Origin of the sequence: Massilia sp. Se16.2.3, from assembly GCF_014171595.1 — a bacterium.
GTDB lineage: Bacteria > Pseudomonadota > Gammaproteobacteria > Burkholderiales > Burkholderiaceae_D > Telluria.
Map to the genome: position 1 here is coordinate 4547915 of NZ_CP050451.1, position 19875 is coordinate 4567789.

The 19875-nt window shown below is 65.7% G+C and carries 17 protein-coding genes and 2 pseudogenes; 2 read left to right on the forward strand and 17 right to left on the reverse strand.

The window, feature by feature from the left end:
• Nucleotides 1–2: 2 nt before the first annotated feature.
• The 8 genes from bamB to ndk form a co-directional block, all read right to left on the reverse strand.
• Nucleotides 3–1160: an outer membrane protein assembly factor BamB gene (gene bamB, locus G4G31_RS20800; RefSeq protein ID WP_182989206.1), complete on the reverse strand. Its 1158-nt coding sequence runs from the start codon at nt 1158–1160 to the stop codon at nt 3–5.
• Nucleotides 1161–1288: 128 nt separating this feature from the next.
• Nucleotides 1289–1954, reverse strand: a complete 666-nt coding sequence (locus G4G31_RS20805) for a tetratricopeptide repeat protein (protein WP_182989207.1) — start codon at nt 1952–1954, stop codon at nt 1289–1291.
• 65 nt (nt 1955–2019) lie between these two features.
• Nucleotides 2020–3357 carry a histidine--tRNA ligase gene (gene hisS, locus G4G31_RS20810; RefSeq protein ID WP_182989208.1) on the reverse strand — a complete coding sequence of 446 codons (1338 nt, stop codon included), beginning with the start codon at nt 3355–3357 and terminating at the stop codon, nt 2020–2022.
• Between the two features lie 152 nt (nt 3358–3509).
• Nucleotides 3510–4784: a flavodoxin-dependent (E)-4-hydroxy-3-methylbut-2-enyl-diphosphate synthase gene (ispG, locus tag G4G31_RS20815; RefSeq protein ID WP_374011266.1), complete on the reverse strand. Its 1275-nt coding sequence runs from the start codon at nt 4782–4784 to the stop codon at nt 3510–3512.
• 73 nt (nt 4785–4857) lie between these two features.
• Nucleotides 4858–5883, reverse strand: a complete 1026-nt coding sequence (locus G4G31_RS20820) for a RodZ domain-containing protein (protein ID WP_182989210.1) — start codon at nt 5881–5883, stop codon at nt 4858–4860.
• Nucleotides 5884–5890: 7 nt separating this feature from the next.
• Complete coding sequence (gene pilW, locus G4G31_RS20825; protein WP_229425158.1) at nt 5891–6730, reverse strand: type IV pilus biogenesis/stability protein PilW; 840 nt, start codon at nt 6728–6730, stop codon at nt 5891–5893.
• Nucleotides 6727–7896: a 23S rRNA (adenine(2503)-C(2))-methyltransferase RlmN gene (gene rlmN, locus G4G31_RS20830; protein ID WP_182989212.1), complete on the reverse strand. Its 1170-nt coding sequence runs from the start codon at nt 7894–7896 to the stop codon at nt 6727–6729. The genes pilW and rlmN overlap by 4 nt, the downstream gene beginning before the upstream one ends.
• 130 nt (nt 7897–8026) lie before the next feature.
• On the reverse strand, nt 8027–8440 hold the full coding sequence (gene ndk / locus G4G31_RS20835) for a nucleoside-diphosphate kinase (RefSeq protein WP_182989213.1): 414 nt from the start codon (nt 8438–8440) through the stop codon (nt 8027–8029).
• Between the two features lie 439 nt (nt 8441–8879).
• Between ndk and G4G31_RS20840 the strand changes: the two genes are divergently transcribed.
• Entirely contained in the window at nt 8880–9566 is a 687-nt protein-coding gene (locus G4G31_RS20840) for a Bax inhibitor-1/YccA family protein (RefSeq protein ID WP_182989214.1), read from the forward strand.
• Between the two features lie 208 nt (nt 9567–9774).
• Here G4G31_RS20840 and rlmD read toward each other — a convergent pair whose 3' ends face one another.
• From rlmD to G4G31_RS20875, 9 genes and pseudogenes are all read right to left on the reverse strand, one after another.
• Nucleotides 9775–11133: a 23S rRNA (uracil(1939)-C(5))-methyltransferase RlmD gene (rlmD, locus tag G4G31_RS20845; protein ID WP_182989215.1), complete on the reverse strand. Its 1359-nt coding sequence runs from the start codon at nt 11131–11133 to the stop codon at nt 9775–9777.
• 181 nt (nt 11134–11314) lie between these two features.
• A complete protein-coding gene (rpoS, locus tag G4G31_RS20850; RefSeq protein ID WP_182989216.1) occupies nt 11315–12343 on the reverse strand; it encodes an RNA polymerase sigma factor RpoS in 1029 nt (342 codons plus the stop codon).
• Between the two features lie 9 nt (nt 12344–12352).
• Nucleotides 12353–12616 (reverse strand): peptidoglycan DD-metalloendopeptidase family protein, encoded by a 264-nt coding sequence (locus G4G31_RS28690; RefSeq protein ID WP_308600895.1) that lies wholly within the window; start codon nt 12614–12616, stop codon nt 12353–12355.
• Entirely contained in the window at nt 12579–13268 is a 690-nt protein-coding gene (locus tag G4G31_RS20855) for a LysM peptidoglycan-binding domain-containing protein (RefSeq protein WP_308621810.1), read from the reverse strand. The genes G4G31_RS28690 and G4G31_RS20855 overlap by 38 nt, the downstream gene beginning before the upstream one ends.
• Nucleotides 13269–13302: 34 nt before the next feature.
• Nucleotides 13303–14179: pseudogene (locus tag G4G31_RS20860) on the reverse strand (protein-L-isoaspartate(D-aspartate) O-methyltransferase).
• Nucleotides 14176–14913 carry a 5'/3'-nucleotidase SurE gene (surE, locus tag G4G31_RS20865; RefSeq protein ID WP_182989217.1) on the reverse strand — a complete coding sequence of 246 codons (738 nt, stop codon included), beginning with the start codon at nt 14911–14913 and terminating at the stop codon, nt 14176–14178. Before surE ends, G4G31_RS20860 begins: the two are co-directional and overlap by 4 nt.
• Nucleotides 14914–15258: 345 nt before the next feature.
• On the reverse strand, nt 15259–16668 hold the full coding sequence (locus G4G31_RS20870) for a tetratricopeptide repeat protein (protein ID WP_229425651.1): 1410 nt from the start codon (nt 16666–16668) through the stop codon (nt 15259–15261).
• Nucleotides 16669–16724: 56 nt separating this feature from the next.
• Nucleotides 16725–17939 carry a hypothetical protein gene (locus G4G31_RS27015; RefSeq protein WP_229425159.1) on the reverse strand — a complete coding sequence of 405 codons (1215 nt, stop codon included), beginning with the start codon at nt 17937–17939 and terminating at the stop codon, nt 16725–16727.
• An 8-nt stretch (nt 17940–17947) separates the two neighbouring features.
• Nucleotides 17948–18556 (reverse strand): toll/interleukin-1 receptor domain-containing protein, encoded by a 609-nt coding sequence (locus G4G31_RS20875; RefSeq protein WP_182989219.1) that lies wholly within the window; start codon nt 18554–18556, stop codon nt 17948–17950.
• A gap of 266 nt (nt 18557–18822) precedes the next feature.
• Between G4G31_RS20875 and G4G31_RS20880 the strand changes: the two are divergent.
• A pseudogene (locus G4G31_RS20880) lies at nt 18823–19798 on the forward strand (NADPH:quinone oxidoreductase family protein).
• The last annotated feature ends 77 nt before the right edge of the window (nt 19799–19875 follow it).

The following is a 19875-nucleotide window of genomic DNA, read 5'->3' on the forward strand; positions in this document are numbered from 1 at the left end:
TGTTATTCGACCGCGATGGCGGTCACTGTTCCGTTTTGTGTTTGAAAAATCAGGTTCGATCCGGCGACGACCGGCGTGCCGGTGATGGCGCTGCCGTCGGTGGCGGCGCGCGCCAGGAAGCTGCCGTCCTCGCGCGACAGGAAGTGCACATAGCCCTCGTAATCGCCGACCGCGACCGCGCGGCCATACGAGACCGGGGTCGACAGGCTGCGGAAGGCCAGCTTGTCGTTCTTCCGGGCGCTGGCGCCGCCGTCGCGGACGAAGGCGTTCAGCGCGCCCTTGTCGTCGGCGGCGAAGACGAAGCGCTGGTCGACGGCGACGCCCACCAGCGCGAGGGAGATGTCGCGCGTCCAGCGCGGCGTGCCCGAGCTCAGCTCGTAGCAGGCGACACGCCCCTGGTAGCTGGCGGCGCAGACGTCGGTTTCGAAGATGGTCGGGGCGCCACCGATGTCGGTCACGCGTTCCAGTTCGGTGGCGCCGCGCGCCTGGCCGACTTCGACTTCCCAGCGCGGCGCGCCGGTGGCGAGTAGGAAGGCGCCGAGCTTGCCAGCCGGCTGGGCGATGATCACGTCCTTGTCGTAGACCACCATGCCCGGCGCGGTGCGCAGCGTGAGCGGCGGCGTTGCACGCTGCACGGTCCACTTCTTCTGGCCGGTGGCGGCGTCGATGCCGACGATGCGGTTGTCGATCGAACGTGCCACGACGATGCCCTGCCCCACTGCCGGGCTCGAGAGGATTTCGCTCGACAGCTGGGTTTTCCACAGTGTCTTGCCGTCCATGTCGAAGGCCATCAGGACGCCATCGGCACCGCCGACGGCGATCACGTTGCCGTCGGTGCCGACGCCGGCGGTCAGCTCGGAATCGGCCTTCACGCGCCAGAGCTGGCGGCCGTCGGCCGCTTCGACGCGGGCGATGGTGCCGTCGGTGCTTGCGACGATCACGGTGTTACCCGCCAGCGCAGGCGAGAACTGGTTGCCGTGCGCCTTGCCGATATCGAGCTTCCACGCGGTGCGCACCGCCATCGTGCCTTTCAGCTCGACGAGGGGCGCAGGCTCGTTGCCTTTCGACTTCGACGAAAACGGATTGAGCGAGCTCAGGGTCGAGCAGCCCGTCATCAGGGCCAGGACACCGGCACCAAGCAGCTTACGGGTAATACGCATTTTTCTTTTTACCTTGTTCTAAGTCTGTTGAGGACGTAAGGGAAACAAAAGATCCAGCAAAGGGCATGAAAGCCACAAAGCCCGCGCTCGCCAGAACGGCGGGCGCGGGCCGCTCCACCGGCAATCGCTCAGGCGGCGGCTTTCGCGGCATCCTTCGCTTCCGGCGCGGTTCCGCCGATGGCTTCGAGCTTGATACGCACCAGCTGGCTGCCCGGATGCTTCGGACCCATCGCGGCCAGCGCCTGGACGTAGGCGGCGCGTGCTTCCGTGATCTTGTTCTGCGCGACCAGCACGTCGCCCTTGCGGTCGGCCACTTCGGCGCTGAACTGTGGCAGGTATTGCGCGTCGAGCAGTTTCATGGCGCCCGCGTAATCCTTTTCGTCCAGCAGCACGCCGGCCAGGCGCAGCTGGGCCACCGATTTGTACTCGTCGTTGCCGTTGTCGATCACCCACTGCAGCTGGGCGCGCGCGGCTTTCAGGTCGTTCGCCTCGAAAGCGGTCTTGGCGGCGGCCAGCGCGCTCATCTGCGCGTAGGCGGTGCGCTTGAATTTCGACTGGATATCGCCGGCGATGCGCTGGGCCTTGGCATTGTCCTTCGCGCCAGCGGCGTCGGTCATGCTTTCGTACAGAGCCGATGCCTCGACCGACTGGTCGCGCTGCATCTTCTTCCAGTAGTTATAAACGGCGAAGGAGCCCAGCGCCAGGATCAGTACCCACATGATCAGGTTGCCGTACTTGGACCAGAATGCCTTGAAAGTTGCAATCTGTTCTTGTTCTTCGAGGTCGTATGCCATGAGTCGCTTCTTCTAATAATGATGGAATGGTGAGTCGGTGGTTCGAATGCCGTCGGCCGCCTGGCTTACGGGTGGTAATGCACGTGATCGTGGTCGTGATCGTGATCGCCGACGATGGCATCGACGACGTGGTCGACCACTTCCAGGAAGGGCACGCTGGCCTGCTGCTGTTCGCCAGCCTCGCCACGCAGCGACTTCACCGCCGCCACGCCCTGCGCCACTTCGTCTTCGCCCAGGATCACGGCAAAGGCCGCGCCACTGGCGTCGGCCTTCTTCATCTGGCTCTTGAAGCTGCCCGCGCCTGTTGGCGTTGCGCAATGTAACACAACGTCCAGGCCTGCATCGCGCAGGCGCTCGGCCAGGATGAAGGCCTGCACCTGCGCTTCCTCGCCCGCGTGCACCATGTAGACGTCGCACTGGCTCGGCTGTGCCGGTTCGCCCAGGCCTTTCATCAGCTCGATGATGCGCTCGATGCCCATCGCGAAACCGACGCCCGGCGTGGCCTTGCCGCCGAAGGTTTCGATCAGCGGATCGTAGCGGCCGCCGGCGCAGATCGTGCCCTGCGAGCCGAGTTCCTCGGTGACCCATTCGAACACGGTGCGGTTGTAGTAGTCGAGGCCGCGCACCAGGCGCGGATTCACCGTGTATTGCACGTTGTTGCGGTCCAGCAGGCGCTTGACGCCTTCGAAGTGCGCGAGCGATTCCTCGCCGAGATAAGACAGCAGCTGCGGCGCGCCGTTCACCATTTCCTGCATGGCGGGGTTCTTGGTGTCCAGGATGCGCAGCGGGTTGGCATGCAGGCGGCGCTTGGCCTCGGCGTCGAGCACGTCCGTGTGCTGTTCGAAATAGGCGATCAGGTCGGCGCGGTGGCGGTTGCGCTCTTCCGCGTTACCGATCGAGTTCAATTCCAGGCGCACGTTCTGCAAGCCCAGGTCGTCCCACAGGCGACGGCACAGCATGATCAGTTCGGCGTCGATGTCCGGGCCGGTAAAGCCGACGGCTTCTGCGCCGAACTGGAAGAACTGCCGATAGCGGCCGCGCTGCGGACGCTCGTGGCGGAACATCGGGCCCTTGTACCAGAGGCGTTTCGGGCCGTCGTACACGAGGTTATGCTCGAGCACCGCGCGCACCACGCCGGCCGTGCCTTCCGGACGCAGCGTCAGCTGGTCGCCGTTCATCGAATCGGTGAAGGAATACATTTCCTTCTCGACGATGTCGGTGACGGCGCCGATGGCGCGCGCGAACAGGCCGGTTTCCTCGACGATGGGCGTGACGATCTTCTGGTAGCCGTAGCTTTTGAGGATGGTCTCGGCGGTGTTCTCGAACAGCTCCCACAGCGGCGCGTCAGCCGGGAGGATGTCGTTCATGCCTTTGATGGCAACGATTTTTTCTGGTTTGGACATATGTTCTTCTACTTTCCGCTTATAGGCGGGGTTGCTTTTCGTAGGGTGGGCATTCATGCCCACGCGGTACGGTATGCGAGCTGTCGGGCTGTCTGAGACATTGCGGCATGCACAAGCACGACCGCGTGGGCTCGAGAGCCCACCCTACAAGATCAAATCGCGACTTCGTTTTGCGTTCCGTAATTCTTCTTCACATATTCCAGCACGATGTTCTGGAACTCATCGACGATCCGCTCGCCGCGCAGCGTCGCCACCTTCTGCCCATCGACGAACACCGGCGCCGCCGGCGATTCGCCCGTACCGGGCAGGCTGATGCCGATGTTGGCATGCTTCGATTCGCCGGGACCATTGACGATGCAGCCCATCACGGCCACGTTCATCGCTTCCACGCCGGGATAGGACTTCTTCCACTCCGGCATCGAATCGCGCAGGAAGGTCTGGATGTTGTCGGCCAATTCCTGGAACACGGTCGACGTGGTGCGGCCGCAGCCCGGGCAGGCGATCACCATCGGGGTGAACTTGCGCAGGCCCATGGTCTGCAGGATTTCCTGCGACACGATGACTTCCTTCGTGCGGTCGCCGCCCGGTTCCGGGGTGAGCGACACGCGGATGGTGTCGCCGATGCCTTCCTGCAGTAGCACCGACAGCGCGGCGGTCGAGGCGACGATGCCCTTGCTGCCCATGCCCGCCTCGGTGAGACCGAGGTGCAGCGGGTAGTCGCAGCGGCGCGCCAGCTCGCGGTAGACGGCGATCAGGTCCTGCACGGCCGAGACCTTGCACGACAGGATGATCTTGTCCTTCGCCAGGCCGATCTCTGCGGCGCGCACGGCGTTCTCGATCGCCGAGGTGATCAAGGCTTCGTACATGACGGCCTGGGCACTGAACGGGTTCGCGCGTGCCGCGTTCTCGTCCATGATGCGCGCCAGCAGGCTCTGGTCGAGGCTGCCCCAGTTGACGCCGATGCGCACCGGCTTGTCGTACTGGATCGCCACTTCGATCATCTGGGCGAACTGGGCGTCGCGCTTGGCGCCCTGCCCCACGTTGCCCGGGTTGATGCGGTACTTCGACAGCGTGCGCGCGCACTCCGGGAAGTCACGCAGCAGGATGTGGCCGTTGTAATGGAAGTCGCCCACCAGCGGCACATCGACCTCCATCCTGTCGAGCTGCTCGCGGATGGCGGGCACGGCGGCGGCCGCTTCCGGGTTGTTGACGGTGATGCGCACCATCTCGGAGCCGGCACGGGCCAGCTCCTTGACCTGGATCGCGGTACCGATGACGTCGGCGGTGTCGGTGTTGGTCATCGACTGCACGACCACCGGGGCGTCGCCGCCGATCCAGACCTTGCGCTCGCCGTGCTGGACCAGCACGCGGCGGCTGGGCGCGGCGCGCCGGGGGCCGGACGGAATTGGCAGGTTCATAGCATTCATTGCATTCATCGTTAAACGTTGGCGTGGGAGCCGCCGGCACACAGGCCAGCCAGCTCCGCGGCTTGTCCGATCCTTACTTGATCGTAATGCGGGAGATCGTCTTGCCCGGCACCGGCGGCAGCGCCACCGCCGCGCCGCGCAGGGTGGCCGTCACGCCTGTCGGATTGCCGACGACCAGGGTCGCCGTGCCCGGAATCTCGACCGTCTCGGTGCTGCCTGCACGTACCGGGCGCGAGATCAGCGCCTTGCCGCCCTGCGGACGCACTTCGATCCAGGAATCGGCGTTCACCTTCAGCACCGGGGTGTTGGCGCCCGTGGGAGCGGCAGCCGGCGCCGCCGGTGCGGTCGCCGCCGGTGCGGTCGCCGCCTGTGCCGTCGCGGCCGGCGTGGCGGTGGCCGGGGTGGTCGTGGTCACGGTGCCGGTGGCGCCCGGCGTGGCAGCCGGCGCCGCGCCAGTGCCGGCGGCCGGGGCGGCAGGCGTGCCAGCACCGGCAGCAGCGCCGTCGGCAGGCGCCGGCACCGAGATCAGCGGCACCGAGGTATCGTGTTCGGGCACGGCGACCGGCGCGGCCACGGTGCCGTTCTCGGCCGGCGTGCCCATGCCCGCTTCGTTACCGGCAGGCGTACTCGCGCTGCCCGGCAGCGAGACCAGGCCGAAATGCCGGGCGGCGCCTGCGGCGGCAGCGAGGACGATGACGCCGGCGATCCAGCCCAGCGGCAGGCTCGAGCGCTTGCCGTGGGTCGGATAGCGCGAATGCGAGAACGAGGTCGGACGCGAGGAGGCCCGATCGCGGCGCAGCGCGGCGCCGTCGTCGCTGACGACAGGATTATCCATCGGGATCATCGCCACCAGCGGAGCCGGGTCGAGGCGCAGGATCTTGGCGTAGGCGCGCACGAAGCCGCGCGTCACGGCCGGACCGGGCAGCGAAGCATAATCGGCTGCTTCGATCGCCACCACCTGGCGCACGGTCAGCTTGAGCTGCTCGGCCACCTGCTCGACGCTCCAGCCCATGGCTTCGCGTTGGGCTGCCAGCGTCGCGCCCGGATGGCTGTGGTGGTTGCCTGGCGTGGCGCTCTGGTCTGTGCGCTCAGAAGTCATTCTCGTCTCACTCATCAAAAGCCCCGCGCTCGTACGCCAGGTATTCGGGCGAGCCGGGGAAGCGCCGCCGCAGCTGCGCGACCAGGCTGGCTTCCATCGAGCGTTCGCCCAGTTTACGCTGGACCCGCAGGGCGAGCCACAACGCATCGGCGGGCAGGTTGTCGAGTGTCGACAACTCTGTCAGGCGGTGTATGAAAAAACCGGCGCGCTGGTAGTCGCGCCGCTCGTAGTAGACCCGGGCCAGGCCAGCGTTCACTGCCGGCAGGTCCGGGTTGATGCGTACCGCATTGAGCAGGTAGCGCTCGGCGGCATCGACATTGCGGGTCTTGAAGCTGCACTGGGCGGCGTTGACCTGGGCGCTGACGGGCGTTGCATAGCTGCGGTTGTTCAGGGCCTGCTCGAAGTAGCGCATGGCATCAAGCGGGCGGTTCGCCGACTGGCACAAGAAGGAGCCGTAGTTGTTGGCCAGCTCGGGATTATTCGGCGCCAGGCGCAGCGCCTGTTCGTAGTTGCTTTCGGCCAGGCGCAGCTCGTTCATGGCGGTATAGATCAGCGCGCGCATGCCGTAGGCCTCGGCATAGTTCGGGTCCGCCTTGAGGGCCTGCTTGATCTCGTCCAGGGCGATCTCGTACTTGCCCTGCTGGTAGTAGCCGACGGCCAGCTGCACGCGGATGAAGGCGCGCTTCTCGGCCGTGGTCTGGTCGGACGCGGTCTTGAGCTCGCCGCCGCCGGTGCCGGTGCCGGCACAGGCCGTCAACAGGGCCAGCACGGATGCGGCCACCAGGCGTGCGGCCAGGGCCTTGCCCTTCACGCGCTTCGCCCTTGCGCCAGCTGCCGCGCCGTTCAAGAATCAATCTCCACGATGCGGCCGAAATCGGCGCCGAACTTCTTCTGGTACTCAGCCATTTTTTCCATGCGTTGGGCAACCCGGGTACGGTCCTGCACTTCGCCTGCCAGCTGGCCGCAGGCGGCATCGATGTCGTCGCCGCGCGTCTTGCGCACGGTGGTGACGATGCCGGCATCCATCAGCACCTGGGCAAAGGCCTTGATGCGCGGATTCTTCGAGCGGAACAGGCCCGACTCCGGGAAGGGATTGAACGGAATCAGGTTGAACTTGCAGTTGATGCCGATAGCCGGGTCGTTCACCAGGGCGATCAGTTCGCGCGCATGTTCGTCGCTGTCGTTGAAGCCGTCGAGCATGCAGTACTCGAAGGTGATGAAATCGCGCGGGGCGAATTCGAGGTAGCGCTTGCACGATGCCAGCAGTTCGCGCAGCGGGTATTTCTTGTTCAGCGGCACCAGAATGTCGCGCAGCTTGTCGTTCGAGGCGTGCAGCGACACCGCCAGCGCGACCGGGCAATCCTGGCTCAGCTTGTCGATGTTCGGCACCACGCCCGAGGTCGACAGGGTCACGCGGCGGCGCGACAGGCCGTAGGCGTTGTCGTCGAGCATGAGCTTCAGCGCGGTGACGGTCGGCTCGTAGTTCAGCAGCGGCTCGCCCATGCCCATCATCACCACGTTGGTGATCTGGCGCTCGCCCTTCGGACCCGGTTCGATGCCCTTGGTACGGCGCAGTTCGAACTCGGCCATCCACAGCTGGCCGATGATCTCGGCCACGGTGAGGTTGCGGTTGAAGCCCTGCTTGCCGGTCGAGCAGAAGCGGCAGTTGACGGCGCAGCCGGCTTGCGTGGAAATGCACAGCGTGCCGCGGTTTTCTTCCGGGATGAACACGGTTTCCACGGCATTGCCGTCGCCGACGTCGACCAGCCACTTGCGCGTGCCGTCGGTCGAGGTGTGGTCGCTGATGATGCCCGGCGCGCGCACTTCGGCGCGGGTTTTCAGTTTTTCGCGCAGCGACTTGGCCAGATCGGTCATGTCGTCGAAGCTGCTTGCTCCGAACTGGTGGATCCAGCGCTGCAGCTGCTTGGCGCGGAACGGCTTCTCACCCAATTCGGCGCAATAAGCGACGAGCTGCGCGGGATCGAAGTCCAGCAGGTTGGTGAGAGTCGTCATGATGTTCTTGAAACCTTAAAAATAATGCAGGAAACGTGGTACCGACCCGCTCGCCGGGCCCGGGGCACTGGGCGAGCGGTTCTTGATGCGAAAGTCATGCTTCGGCCGACGTCGTCGACCGGTTACTGCATTACTTCAGTTCTGGGAAGAAGAAAGCGATTTCCACTTTTGCAGCTTCGACAGCGTCCGAACCGTGGACGGCGTTGGCATCGATCGAATCGGCGAAATCGGCGCGGATGGTGCCTTTTTCAGCTTTCTTCGGATCGGTCGCGCCCATCAGGTCGCGGTGCTTCAGGACGGCGTTCTCGCCTTCCAGGGCCTGGATCATGACAGGGCCCGACACCATGAAGTCGACCAGGTCCTTGAAGAAGCCGCGCTCTTTGTGAGCAGCGTAGAAACCTTCAGCCTGTTCGCGCGACAGCTGGGTCATGCGAGCGGCGACGATCTTCAGGCCAGCGCCTTCGAAGCGGCTGTAGATTTGGCCGATCACGTTTTTTGCAACTGCGTCTGGTTTGATGATCGACAGGGTGCGTTCGATTGCCATGAAAAAACTCCAATAAAAAGAAAGGTTTAAATCGAGAAGTTGAAAACTCAATCAACCTTTGATTTTACCATACCTCGCCCCATATAGCCGATATTGCGACGGGGCCCGCCCAGGTGGTAGAGTGGCGGCGAAAAACCGCCTTGTCAATCTGGCGTGCGCTTGTTTGCCACGTGGTGCAAGATCTGGAAACCCCGGAAAACCGTAGCGAGCGGAAGGAGTGTTGCCCGAGAAGCGCAGCTGTACGACGGTACAGCGAGCATCGCAGGGCGACAATCCGACGCGCAGCAGGTTTGCCGGGGTTTCCTGCAGTGTCCGCCGGGAGTTGCCTTATGCATTGCTTAAGGACGTGCTCCCGGTGGGGCCAGCATGCTATGCTGGACGCATGGCTGCATCGACATCGCAGCATGCAAGGCGATCAATCAATCGAACCGGAGGCATCATGAACCCTATCCTGCAAAAGCAACCTGCCTATGACGTGGCCGTCGGCCAGGTCGCGCGCAACAAGGTATTGCGCAACACATTCTGGCTGCTGGCGCTGTCGATGATCCCGACCGTGCTCGGCGCCTTCGTCGGCGTATCGATGAACCTGCCCATGTTCAGCGGCTTCATGGGCTTCATCGTCTTCATGCTGATCGCCTTTGGCTTCATGTTCGCCATCGAAAAGACGAAGGAATCGACGCTCGGCGTGTTCGTCCTGCTCGGCTTCACCTTCTTCATGGGCCTGATGCTCACGCCGCTGCTGCGCCACACGCTCGGCTACTCGAACGGCGCCAGCCTGATCATGACGGCCTTCGGCGGCACGGCCTGCGTGTTCGCCGTCATGGCAAGCATCGCCACCACCACCAAGCGCGATTTCTCGGGCATGGGCAGCTGGCTGATCGCCGGCACGGTCGTGATCCTGCTCGCGGCCGTGGCGAACATTTTCCTGAACATGCCGCTGCTGACCATCGTGATCTCGGTGCTGGCCATTGCCATCTTCTCGGCCTTCATCCTGTACGACGTGCAGCGCGTCGTCAACGGCGGCGAAACCAACTACATCACCGCCACGCTGGCGATCTACCTGGACGTGTTCAACGTCTTCACCAGCCTGCTGCGCCTGCTGGGCATCTTCGGCGGCGACGACTGATTCGGGTTCCTGAACGAAAAAGCCGACCCGCGGGTCGGCTTTTTTTCGTTCGTCATTCGTAGGGTAGGCACTCCGCGCCCACGCGGTGCGATGCATGGGCAATCGAGAGGCATCCCTTGGCTGCACGATTCGGCCGACGAGATGCTCTACAGCGTGGGCACAGGGCGCCCACCCTACGTGGCGCGAATGCCAGCGCAGTGAATCAGGCCTATGCCAGCTCGAACACTCCGATCGACTCGACGTGCGAGGTATGCGGGAACATGTTCACCACGCCCGCCTTCTGCATCACATAGCCGGCGCGGTGTACCAGGATGCCGGCATCGCGTGCCAGCGTCGACGGGCTGCACGACACGTAGACGAGGCGCTGCGGCAGGAATTCGGTCTTGCCGCTTTCGCGCAATTCGGCCAGGGCCAGCGCCAGCGCAATCGCACCGTCGCGTGGCGGGTCGATCAGCATGCGGTCGAAACGGCCCAGCGCGACGAGGTCATCGGCCGTGACTTCGAACAGGTTGCGCGTGTAAAAGGTCGTCTTTTCCGATAGCCCATTCGCCTTGGCATTGTCGAGCGCGCGCGCGCTGAGCACGGTGCTGCCCTCGATGCCGACGACTTCGCGCGCCTGCGTCGCCAGCGGCAGCGTGAAGTTGCCCAGGCCGCAGAAGAGATCGGCCACGCGGTCCTGCGGCTGCACCTCCAGCAGGGTCAGCGCCTTGTGCACCAGGGCGCGGTTGATCTGGTGGTTCACCTGGGTGAAGTCGGTCGGCTTGAAGGGCATGCGCACGCCGAACTCGGGCAGCGTGTAGTACAGCTCACGGTAGTTCGGATCCCCTTTGAGCGGGTAGAACTCGTGGACCGTGTCCGGCCCCTTCGGCTGCAGCCACCAGTGGATGCCCCACTCGTCGGCAAAGGCCTTGACCAGTTCCTCGTCCTTGGCCGACAGCGGCGCCATGATGCGCAGCACCAGCGCCGTGCTTTCCTCGCCGACGGCCACTTCGATCTGCGGCATCTGGTTGTAGATCGACAGCGAACCGACCAGTTCGCGCAGCGGCATCAGCATGCCACCCAGGTGGGGCGGCAGGATGTGGCAATAACGGATGTCGGCGACATACGAGGACGCGCGCTCGTGGAAGCCCACCAGCACGGTGCCCTTTTTCTCGACGTGGCGCACCGACAGGCGCGCGCGGTAGCGGTAGCCCCAGGTCGGTCCGTACATCGGCCGCATGATGTTCTCGGCCTTCACCTTGGACAGGTGCCAGAGGTTGTCTTCCAGCGTGCGCTGCTTGATCGCCACCTGGGCGGTCGGCTCCAGGTGCTGCATCGAGCAGCCGCCGCAATAGCCGAAGTGCTCGCAGCGCGGCTCGACGCGCATCGACGAAGCGCGCTGCAGCGTGACCATGCGGCCGGCTTCCCAGTTCTTCTTCTTGCGCTTGACCTCGTAGCTGACGCGCTCGCCCGGCAGCGCATCTTCGACGAAGATCACCTTGCCCGGGGTGCCGTCTTCGTTCTCGAGGTGGCCGACGCCGCGCGCATCCGCGTCGAGTGACTTAATTTCGATAAAGGTTTCTTGCATAGGTAGCGTGGAGCGGAGACGTATAGGTAGGGTGGGCGCGGCCGGCAAGGCACGCTGTGCCCACGCGGAAGGGTAAACAATGGAAAGCGGATCAGACGATAGACTCGATGGCCCGACCCTGGTCAGCTGCCGCGGCGCGGGACCGCACCACGGCAATATTCAGCTCACAAGACCGGCCGCATCATAGCAAGGAATCGCGCACGACGCCACGTGCCGCCATGGCCCGCTTGAGCTTGACTAGGGCTTCCTGCTGGATCTGGCGCACCCGTTCGCGCGTGACGCCCATCTGCTCGGCCAGGGTTTCCAGCGTGGCCGGATCGTCGTTGTCGAGCCCGAAGCGGCGCATCACGACCAGGCGCTGCTTTTCCGGCAAGCGCGTGAGCCAGTCGCGCACCAGTTGCGTCATCTCGTGCTGCTCGGCACGCGCATCGGGACTATCGTCCATTTCCCCTGGCAACATGTCCATGAGGCTGGAACCGGGATCGTTGTCGAGCGGCGCATCGAGCGAGGCGGCATGCTCGGACAGCGCCAGGATGTCCTGTACCTCCTCCACCGGGCGGCCGACCAGGCTGGCGATATCCTCGCTACTTGCTTCCTTGCCGTCGTGGTGCTGGGCTTCCAGGTGGTATTTGGCGCGCAGCACGGCGTTCAGCTCGCGCACCATGTGCACCGGCAGGCGCACCGTGCGCGCCTGGTTCATGATGGCGCGTTCGATGCTCTGGCGGATCCACCAGGTGGCGTAGGTCGAGAAACGGAAGCCGCGCTCGGGCTCGAACTTGTCGATGGCACGCATCAGGCCGATGTTGCCTTCCTCGATCAGGTCGAGCAGGACGACGCCGCGGTTGATGTAGTGCTTGGCGATCGAGACGACGAGCCGCAAGTTGTGCTCGATCATCTTCTGGCGCGCGTCGAAATCGCCCGCCTTGGCCAGGGTGGCGTAATGCGCCTCTTGCTGGGCCGATAACAGCGGCCGGGTGCCGATCTGGTTCAGGTAGTGCTGGGTGGTATCGGTCGAGAGTTCGGCCGCGAGGACCGTCTTGAGTTCGTCGACACTGTCGGTCTCGCTCGCCGCGCCGGGCGCCAGCGTTTCGGCACCCGCGCCATCGGCCGGCGTGTCGGCTCCGAAGCCGGCGGACGCGCCCTCGCCGTCCAGTTCCTCAGGCAGCTCGTCGGAAGCGTCTTGATGTCCTGAATGCGGCGGCAGCGTCATTTGCCCTCTCTAACGGCTGGGCAAGAACCTCGACGGATCGACTGGCTTGCCCTGCTGGCGAATCTCGAAATGCAGCTTCACCGTCTCGGCATCGGAATCGCCCATTTCGGCGATCACCTGGCCCTTGGCGACGTTATCGCCTTCCTTGACGATAATGGCGCGATTGTGGGCGTAAGCCGACAGCAAGCTGTTGCTGTGTTTGACGATGACGAGGTTACCATAACCCCGGATGCCGCTACCAGCGTACATTACTTTGCCGGCACCTGCCGCCATCACCTGCTGGCCGGCGCGGCCCGCGATGTCGATCCCCTTGCTCTTGCCTTCGTCGAACGTAGCGATGATACGCCCGTCGGACGGCCACATCCAGCTCAGCTTCTCGTCGTCGGTGGCGCTCACGGTGGCACCGACGCGGGCGCCGGTCGCCAGGCTGGCCGGCGCCGGCACCGCGGCCACGACATTTTCCGCCCGCTCCCCCTGCCTTGTCGCGCGGTGCCTCGGCAACCGACTCTTCATAAGGCTTCTTGTCGGCACGCGGGGTGGTCTTGCGCGGTACCGAAGGCCGGTTTTCCGGCGGCATCGGCACCGGCTGGGTCACGACTGCCTTGCTCTCGCGCTCGTTCGGCAGCACGCGCAGCACCTGGCCGACCTTGATGTCGTCAGGATCGGCCAGGTTGTTCCAGGTAACCAGGTCGCGGTAGTTCTGGCCATGGTCGAGCGCGATGCGCACCAGCGTGTCGCCACGGCGCACGGTGTAGGTGCCGCGCGCGTCCTTGCGTTCTTCGGTGCGTACCGGTGCCGGACGGGACTGGCTGCTGGAAGTGGACATCGGCCGCTCGACGATGGGCGCCTGGCGGGTGGTACTGGTACAGCCGGCAACCAGGCCGAAAGTGAGGGTCAGCAGGGCTAAACGGGTTCGTTGTTTCATTCTCATCTATTATCTGTGGCGCCCCTGGCAAGATTCATACAATACCAGGGCGCAAAGGTACGAAATGGCAGGCTTCCAGCGTCTCGCTGGTCCACTCGGCCTTGCCAATGCGGGTTATCCGCTGCAGGTGTTGCACCTGGCCGCCGACCGGGGCCACCAGGCGGGCACCGATAGCCAGCTGCTCGAGCAGGGCGCGCGGCACTTCCAGGCCGGCTGCGGCGAGGATGATACCGTCGAAAGGCGCAACCTGCGCGAGCCCGAGCATACCATCTCCGTAGTGCAAGCGCAGGTTGGACAGGCGCAGGGGCCGCAAATTGGCCTTGGCAAGCTCGTGGAGAGGCTTGATGCGCTCGATGGAATAGACCTCTTTGGCCACGCGTGCGAGCACGGCAGCCTGGTAGCCGCAACCGGTGCCGATCTCGAGCACGCGGTTCATGGTTTTGCCGTCACGCATGGCCTCGATCATGCGGGCGACGATGTACGGCTGGGAAATCGTCTGATGATGGCCGATCGGCAGCGAGGCGTCGATGTAGGCCTGGCCCGACAGGGCCGGTTCGATGAACAGGTGGCGCGGCACCGCCTCCAGGGCGCCCAGCACGAGGCTGTCCTGCACGCCTTGCGCCGCGACCCGCGTGACCATGGCGCGCCGGATCGCCTCGGTGGCCATCATGTCCGAGCGCTGCGCGGCCGGCGCCGGCTGCGCGGCCGGCAAGGCGTAGCCCGGCAGCTTCGGACCGGGCGCCGGCGCTTTCGTCGGCGCGGCGGTTCCGGCCGCGCGCGCGGCATTCCGGGTTGCCGTCTGCGGCGTGGCGACCGGCGCCGGCGCCACCGTCTTGCGCCCCGGGGCTCGTTACCGAAGACAGGGGCAAGGGGAAGGTACTGCGCTCCGGGGTCTTGGTCGGGTCTTTCATGCGAGCCCCCGCGCCAGCAGCTCGAGCTGCGATTTGTGTGTCAGGTCGACCTGCAACGGCGTGATCGACACCATGCCCTGGCTGGTGGCGTGGAAATCCGTGCCCTCGCCGGCATCGCGGCAGGCCCCGGGCGCGCCAATCCAGAAGATCTCGCGGCCACGCGGATCCTGTGCACGGATCACCGGTTCGGCCTGGTGGCGGCGACCGAGCCGGGTCGGCGTCAGGGCGCCCATGGCCTCGACGGGCAGGTTGGGAATATTCACGTTCAGCAAATACGGCGAGGCCAGCACGTCGAAACCGCGCAGCACCACGTCGCGGGCGACCTTCGCGGCGGCGTCGAGATGGGCCCAGCCGTGCTGGACCTGCGAGAAGGCGATGGCCGGAATACCGAACAGGAAGGCTTCGGTTGCCGCCGCCACCGTGCCCGAGTACAGGGTGTCGTCACCCATGTTCTGGCCATTATTGATGCCGGAAACAACAAGGTCGGGCGGCGCGTCGAGCAGCGCCGTCAAGGCAATATGGACGCAATCGGTCGGTGTTCCATTGACAAAATAGAAACCGTTAGCAGCCTTGGTGACCGACAGCGGACGGTCCAGGGTGAGCGAATTCGACGCGCCCGAGCGGTTGCTGTCGGGTGCGACCACGGTAATATCGGCTACCCCGGCAAGGGCATCGGCCAGGGCCTTGATACCAGGGGCGAGGTAGCCGTCGTCGTTACTGATAAGAATTCGCATCACGCGATTTTACCTGAAGCAACGCTTTGATCGCGCGTCCGGGGGAGATAATTTATGGGCTGCGGGGCGTGGCGCCGTTGCCCGAAAACGACGCCACCGCGTTGGCGCTTCCTGTTTTCCTACTGTGGGCGCCTGTTCCAAAGCATGGCCGGCAACGCAAACCTGTCACCTGTTTTCGTGTCCTGACACCGCAGCCGTGTCAATAAAATATGGCGCGCTGCATATGGGGCCGGCAGCAGCGACAGGACGATGGCGCCCTCGGCTGCTGCCCTGGAGCGCCCATCTCCGGCCCCTCCTCCCCGCGAACCGGTCCCGGCGCCTTCCTTGCCGCATCGGCAACAGACACTAGCGCATGGCCAGCGGCCTGCCCCCGGCGGCTTCGATCAGCGCGCCCTCGAGCGCGGCCACCTCGTCCTCGGCGAAGGCCAGCAGCGCGTCCTTGTCGCCATCGTCGAGGTAAACCTGCTTGATCAGGGCTACCCCGCGCCGCCGCAGGGGCCGTGCAACGGTCGGACGCAGGATACTTTCGCGCAAGCTGTCGGCCAGCACACGCGCTTCGCGTGCGCGTCCGCCTTCGACCAGCTTGTGCAGTTGGCCGAGCTTGTGCTCGAGCGGGTCGGTGCCGCCTGGCACAGATGTGGAAGGCGCCCCACCGGGCTCGCGGGTGCCGCGCGGCGCCGGCGGCCGCCCGCCGGCCAGGGGCGCTGCGAAGCCGGCGCCGGCCATGTCGTGCAGGCCGGACGACATGGCACGCAATTGCCGCAAGCGGCTGCCGCCCTCCTCCACGCTCTGCTCGAGACGGCGGGCGGCCAGGCTGTGCCCCTGGCTCGACAGGGTCTGGGCCAGCATCTGCTTGCTGCGCAGGGTTTCATGGTCGTCCATGCCGCGCAGGCGTTCGTGCAGGTTGACGACATGCTGCTGCAGACGCCGCGCCTCTTCGAGTTCGCCCTGCTGGCTGAGGGTGGAAGCGAGCCGCAGCAGGATGCCCGGGGTGTCCGGATGATCCGAGCCAAGACGGCGCGCGCGCGCCGTCGCCAGCGACTGCTGCATGTCGCGCACGGCGCCGAGATCGCCCCGGGCGGCAAAGATTTCGGCAAGCGCCTCGCGCGCCTGCAGGGTGACGGTGGCCTCGATCCCGGCCTGGCGCTCGCGCACCCGCACCACGTTTTCCTGCAGCTTGCGCGCATTGCCGAGGTCGCCCATGTCGCGCAGCAGGGTCGCCAGCTGCTGGGTGCAGCGCAGCGTGTCCTCGTGCTCGGTGCCGAGCACGCGCTGGCGTCCCTCGAGCACGCGCTCGTAGAGCATGCGCGCACGCGAATATTCGCCCCGGTGCGCCAGCGTGCGCGCCTGCCCCGCGAGCGCATCGAGCGTGACGATATGCCCGGGTCCGTACTGGCGCTCGCACAGGGCAATCACCTCGTCGTGCAGCGCCAGCGCGGGCGCGAACTCGTCGAGACGGGCCAGCGTTGCGGCCAGGCCGGAGCGGGCCGCCAGCGTTTCCGGATGCGCCGGGCCGACGCCCGCAAGGCAATGCTCGAGCAGGAGCTCGTATTGCTGGCGCGCCTCGTGCAACTGGCCGGCATCGCGCAGGGCAGCGGCCAGCGCCGCGCGGCCGGCGCGGGTGTCGGGATGGCGCTCGCCGAGCAGTTGCTGGCGCAGCAGGCAACTCTCCCGGAAACACTCCTGCCCTTGCAGCGCACGCCCGCCCTGGCGGTACAGTTCGCCCAGCCGCAGCAGTTCGCGCGCGAGCAGCACGCCGTTCGGGCCGGCGCCGCCGGGCGCATCGGCGGCCAGCGCGGCACGCGCCGCGGCTACCGCATCCGGGAGGCCCAGCTCGGTACGCGACTGCCGGGGGAAGCGGCTGTCGGCCGCCCAGGCGAGCAGGCCCTCGATCCCGCGCGTGAGCGACAGGCGGTCGGCATCGCGCTCCGCCGTGAAGGGGGGTGCTCGACCATGCACGCTCCCGCTTGCAGCTGGACCTCGTCGAGATAGCTGTCGAGCGACACCTGCGACAAGCCGTAGCAGTTGCGCAGCAATTGTTCGAGCACGGGCTGGTAGCCCGCCAGGGCCCGCTGCGGATCGCCACGGCGCCACAGCAGGCGGCGTTCGGCGTCCATGCCGTCGCCGCCGTACGGCACCGGATACACCAGCAAGGGACGCTGTGCTTCCTCATGGCTGCAGCGGTATTCGATGGCGCGCGCGACCACGCCGGCCAGGCCATCGAGGCTGCGGGCCCTGGGGCCGAAGATGCCCACGAGCTTGTCGGGCAGGAGGGTCGTGCAGACGCTGACGGCGGCGGAACGGCCGCTGCGGCAGTCGATGAGGATGTGGCGGAACTGGCGCGCCAGGTGGGCGGCGAAGGCGCGAAACAGCGCCGGGCAGGCGGCGAACAGGCCGTCCCAATCCATGCGGTCGGCGCGTTCGCCATAGCTGTCGTCGAAGCGCCCGGCACGCATCAGGTACAGCGTGCGGCTCTGGTCGACGCGTTCGACATAGGCTTCCCAGTCGATGGCTTCGAGCGTCAGGCGCGCGCGTTCGTCGTCGTCGGCATGGGCGCAGGTGCGCGAGAGCGTCTCGAGCTGCTCGCGGCAGGCCTCGAAGTATTCGAGCAGGCCGGGACGCATGGCGGGCGGGCGCATTCCCGGACGGCTCGCCTCGGGGCGGGCGCTGTCGGGCCGGACCACGTCAGGCCGGGCCACGTCAGGCCGAACCACGTCAGGCCGGGCCACGTCAGGCCGGGCCACGTCGGCCCGGGGCGTGTCGGGCCGCAGCCCCTCGGGCCGCGCGGTATCGGGGTGCTCGTTTTCGAAGCGCTCGTCACGTGTGGGAAACAGCAAGTGCAGGCCTGGCGCTTCGAGATCCCAGTCGATCATCAGCACCGGCAAGGTGGCATTCTGGCGGCCCGCCAGCAGCACGGCCGTGTTCGCGAGAGCGGCGCTGCGCGCGGCCCCGCTCTCGAACGAATAGAAGGCCGTCACTTCGCCGGGTCCGGTGATGGGCGGAAGCGTTATACGGTTGATTTCCATGTAGCTCCTCATTTTTTTGGGAAGGTGAGATCCGGGACGGCACGCCACTCGGGTGGGACATCGGGGAGCACGAATTGGTTGCAATCATGACCAGCCGGCATATACATTTTCTGGTACTGGTAATGGGTGGCGATGCGCTTGACCATCTTGTTTATGTCAGGCAGGAAGTCGGGGTTCGACTTCAGGTCGGCGGTGGCCATGGTGAAATGCGAAAAATCGACATAGAAGGTGGACGACGCGATCTGCGGCGGCAAGCGGTCGGGGTGCTGGGTCATGATGACCGGGATGATCAGGTGGCTGGGCAAGGTGTACCACTGGCTGCGCTCGGTTTCGAGCTGGCGCATGGCCGCGTATTCCCGGCGCGTGTACGCGTGCGCCTCGTACTTCGGGGTGTAGATGAGGATCATGCAGACGCTCTCGCACATCGCCTTGGCGATCTTGCGGTCGAGGTCGTCGCCGCCGCCGAGCTGTTCGGTATCGACGAAGAGTTCGTCCTCGTTGTCGAAATACGGCTCGAGGTAGCAGCGCAAGGCGTCGGCCAGTGCGGTCTTGAAGCGGTTCATCAACTCGTGTCGCCCATGGGCATAGCTGAAGAAACAGCCGTACCGAATCGTCATTGCCATTCCCCCAGTCAATACGCTCGCTGGCGCGTGCGCATCCATCACTCTAGCGCCGCGTTACCTCGTCATTTTGCGTGCGCACAAACGGGTCCGGGTCGAGGCGGGGTGGCGGCACCCTGGAGAGCCCGACACAGTCTGCAAGGCAAGTAGTGGCGGCCCAGGATCAAACGGCAAGCCTGGAAACTGTCCCCCCTGCGGGCCTGGTCTGGTGCTGTAGGGCATAATCCTGCCTATTCGACAAGCAAAACCACACAGGAGAAGTCATGAAAGCGATCGTATGCAAGGACTGGGGACCACCGGACAGCCTCGAACTGCAAGACCTGCCTGATCCCGCACCTGGCGCCGGCGAAGTCGTGGTGGAGGTGCGCGCGGCCGGCGTCAACTTCCCCGACGTGCTGACCGTGCAGGGCAAGTACCAGGTGCGCCCGCCGCTCCCCTTCACGCCCGGGAATGAATTCGCCGGCGTCGTGCGCGCCCTCGGCGAAGGCGTACGCGGCTTTGCCGTGGGCGACCGCGTGATCGGCTTCACCCGCACCGGCGCTTTTGCCGAACAGGTCGTGGCCCCGGACCGACGCGCTCATGCCCATGCCACCCGGCATGGACTTCGATACCGCCGCCGCCATTACCCTCACCTACGGCACCTCGCACCACGCCGTGGTCGACCGCGGCGCCCTGAAGGCCGGGGAGACGATGCTGGTGCTGGGCGCGGCCGGCGGCGTCGGACTGGCCGCCATCGAGATCGGCAAGGCACTCGGCGCGCGCGTGATCGCGGCGGCCTCCAGCGCTGAGAAGCTCGACGTCTGCCGCGCACACGGGGCCGACGTGCTGATCGACTACACGCGCGACGACCTGCGCGAAGCCTTGAAGGCGGCAACCGAAGGGCGCGGTCCGGACGTGATCTACGATCCGGTCGGTGGCCCCTACAGCGAACCGGCGCTGCGTTCGATCGCCTGGCGCGGCCGCCACCTGGTGGTGGGTTTTGCCGCGGGCGATATCCCGAAACTGCCCTGGAACCTGATGCTGCTCAAGGGGGCATCGGTGGTGGGCGTGTTCTGGGGAGAGTTCGTCAAGCGCGAACCGAAGGCGAACCTGGCGGCGATGCGCGAGATGCTGGGATGGATGGCAGAGGGCAAATTGAAGCCGCTGGTATCGAAGCGCTACCCGCTGGCGGATACCGCCGAAGCGCTCAACGACATGGCGGCGCGCAAGGTGACCGGGAAGGTGGTGATCGTGCCGTGATGGGACGTAGGGTGGAGTCCTGACTCCACGCGGTTGTGCCGATGCGTACCCGGCACTTTCCGTGGATTGCAACACTA